The sequence below is a fragment of the Acinetobacter sp. P1(2025) genome (assembly GCF_051390655.1).
Classification (GTDB): Bacteria; Pseudomonadota; Gammaproteobacteria; order Pseudomonadales; family Moraxellaceae; genus Acinetobacter; species Acinetobacter junii.
Map to the genome: position 1 here is coordinate 1 of NZ_JBPKBJ010000141.1, position 2,764 is coordinate 2,764.

At 38.3% G+C, this 2,764-nt stretch carries 3 protein-coding genes; all 3 read right to left on the bottom strand.

What is annotated here, in order from left to right; genetic code table 11:
* Nucleotides 1–127: 127 nt before the first annotated feature.
* The 3 genes from ACSC97_RS17980 to ACSC97_RS17990 are packed head-to-tail and all read right to left on the bottom strand — an operon-like array spanning nt 128 to nt 2,567.
* Nucleotides 128–868, bottom strand: a complete 741-nt coding sequence (locus tag ACSC97_RS17980; protein WP_436662307.1) for a type 4a pilus biogenesis protein PilO — start codon at nt 866–868, stop codon at nt 128–130.
* Nucleotides 865–1,509 (bottom strand): PilN domain-containing protein, encoded by a 645-nt coding sequence (locus ACSC97_RS17985; protein WP_004909633.1) that lies wholly within the window; start codon nt 1,507–1,509, stop codon nt 865–867. The genes ACSC97_RS17980 and ACSC97_RS17985 overlap by 4 nt, the downstream gene beginning before the upstream one ends.
* Nucleotides 1,509–2,567 carry a pilus assembly protein PilM gene (locus tag ACSC97_RS17990; RefSeq protein ID WP_004951546.1) on the bottom strand — a complete coding sequence of 353 codons (1,059 nt, stop codon included), beginning with the start codon at nt 2,565–2,567 and terminating at the stop codon, nt 1,509–1,511. Before ACSC97_RS17990 ends, ACSC97_RS17985 begins: the two co-directional genes overlap by 1 nt.
* Nucleotides 2,568–2,764: the final 197 nt, after the last annotated feature.

The window sequence follows — 2,764 nt, forward strand, 5'->3', positions numbered from 1 at the left end:
ATAAATGGGTAGAGTACAGGTTGCTGTAGAAGCATGTTTAATTCGTCTAATCACAGATACTTTATAAAGCATTTTAATACTTTTTTGAATCTGTCAATGCGTAAGTCCTATAATTTATAACTATTCATTAGTTAGTTCCTCCTTGACTAGGTGGATTATTCTGAGGAGGTACCGCCGCTCCAACCTCAGTATTTGCTGCATCATCAGCCCCCACATAACGGTAGGTTTTGGCTTTAACAGAGTAGTTCACAACAGGAATATCTGACTTCTTAGCCGTATCTTGTGATGCTTCAACCGTGAAATCATGTAAAGTTACAATTCGAGGCAATGCAGCAATACCTGTAGCAAATGCTCCAAATGCATGATAATCGCCAGTTGCTTCAATACTAATCGGTTGTTCAATAAAGAATTCTTGCTTAACCTCATTTTCTAGGCGAATATTCTTAAACTTCAACCCCGAATTCACACCAGTCAAGTTAATATCTTCAACCAAACTTGGAATCTCAGTTTCTTTCGGCAATTGTTCTAGTTGCTGATTAAAATTAGCTTCCATTTCTTGTAACTGAGCTTGGTAACGCTGCAAATTACGCAATTTAGAGTCTTTTTCTCTAAATTCATTCAATAAACTTTGCTCTTTAGCCTCCTCATTAGCAATACTTTCAAGTTGAGATTTAATAACAACAAAGTAACCAAGCGCTAAAACAGCTAAAAAAACAAAAATCCAACATGTCACTTTTACAGATAGCGGCCAGCTACCGTAATTATTCATATCAAGCATATTAAATTGCTGAAAGAATTGCTCTACTGTCATTTTCTTTTTCTTTACAGCAACATCTTGATTGAGTTCATTTAATTCTTCTTGACTCATTGTGCTGCCCCCACTGTTCCTGATGCGACCGTTTCTGCTAATGGGTCAGCTTCAACTGTTGTACCTATTTCACCAAGATCAACAGTTACAACAAAACTTCCATAGTTTTCTTCAATACGAGGTATAAGCGAGCTGACTGTTTTGTCTTTTTTCTCTTCAGCCGCTAAAAAGGAATTCATAAAAGCGTTGCGATACCAAGGTGATGCTTCAAGATTTCTCAGTAATTCAGCTACTGTGTTTGGACTTTCAGCTTTACCTTCTATCGTGAACTTATCTCCCGTACGTGTAAATTTAGTCAAATACATGGTAGGCGGAGTAACTCGCACCAATTCATCAATTAAACGTACAGCGACAGGTCTTTGACCTTGCAAACCTTGAATGAGTTTCATCCGTTCAATAATTGCATTACGTCGCTCTTGCAAGCCATCTAAGGATTTTAATTGAGCATCAAGATTTTGATTTGTGCTCACAATCAGTTGGTTCGCTTGTTCTTGATCATTTAATTTGTAATCAAGATAACCCCATCCTGCCAAAACCGATGCCACACCTAATGCAGCAACCCCTACACAATATGCAATAAATTGTTTCTTTCGTTGTTCTCTTAGCTCATCACGCCAAGGGAGTAAGTTAATCTTTGCCATTAATCAAAACTCCTCAATGCTAATCCACATGCCACCATCAACGATGAGGCATCATTTTCAATTTTTTTGATATCGATTTGGGGAGAAAAGCCCATTTGTAAAAATGGGTTGGCAATCGTTACTCGATAACCTAGCTTTTGTTGCAACAGTTTAGCTAGGCCTGGAATATTGGCATTACCACCTGCTAACAGAATGTGGTCAATCTCATTAAATTGAGACGATGAGAAAAAGAATTGGAGCGAACGTGCAGCTTGTTGCACAACTGCATCAAGAAATGGTTCTAAAACTTCGGTATCGTAATCATCTGGCAAACTTCTTTCTTTTTTAGCTCGACCAGCTTCTTCAAAAGATAAACCATAACGATTTTGAACGTCTTGAGTAAGTTGTTTTCCACCAAACACTTGCTCACGAGTATAGATAATTTTACCTTTTTGCATGACCGATAACGTCGTCATCGTATGCCCAATATCTAGAATACCCACTGTATTCGCCCCCATAGGAAGCGTATCAGCGAATACACTAAAAGCACGTTCCATCGCATAACTTTCGACTTCAGCAATTTTTGCCTTTAGACCTGCTAGCTCAAGAACCTCAACACGTGAATCGACATTCTCAGTACGCGTAGCGACTAATAACACGTTGACACGATTAGGATTTGCCAATCGATCAGCTAAGACTTCAAAGTCCAAACTAACTTCATCTAATGGGAATGGAATATATTGCTCTGCATCCATACGAATTTGAACTTCCCGTTCATCATCCGTCATGTCAGCATCCATCTCGATGATCTTATTAATGACCATCGAAGTAGGCACGGCAATAGCCACATTGGTAGTGTGAGGGTTTGCAAGATTAACAACTCGTTCAAGCGCGTCGCCAACTGCTTCTGGGTTTAAAATGCTTTTCTCAACCACACTATTTTCAGGTAGTGGCATCAATGCATAACTTTCAACCCAATATCGACCGTTCTTAACAGAGAGTTCCAATAACTTAACAGTTGTCGAACTAATATCGACACCCACTAACCCCTTATTTGGTTTACGATATAACCTGAGCACAGTACTTTCCTATTTATTTTTTTATCCCCAAAAATACAACACACTAATTTGTTTTGGTCTTTAATTTATACGGATACAATATCTCTAGGACTTACGCACTATCATTTATAGATTCTCTGTGGTAGCAGATGATTTTTATCGAGAATAAAGTCATCAATGAAGTCTTTGATGATTGGTCTAAATAAGTTCTTTTGCCA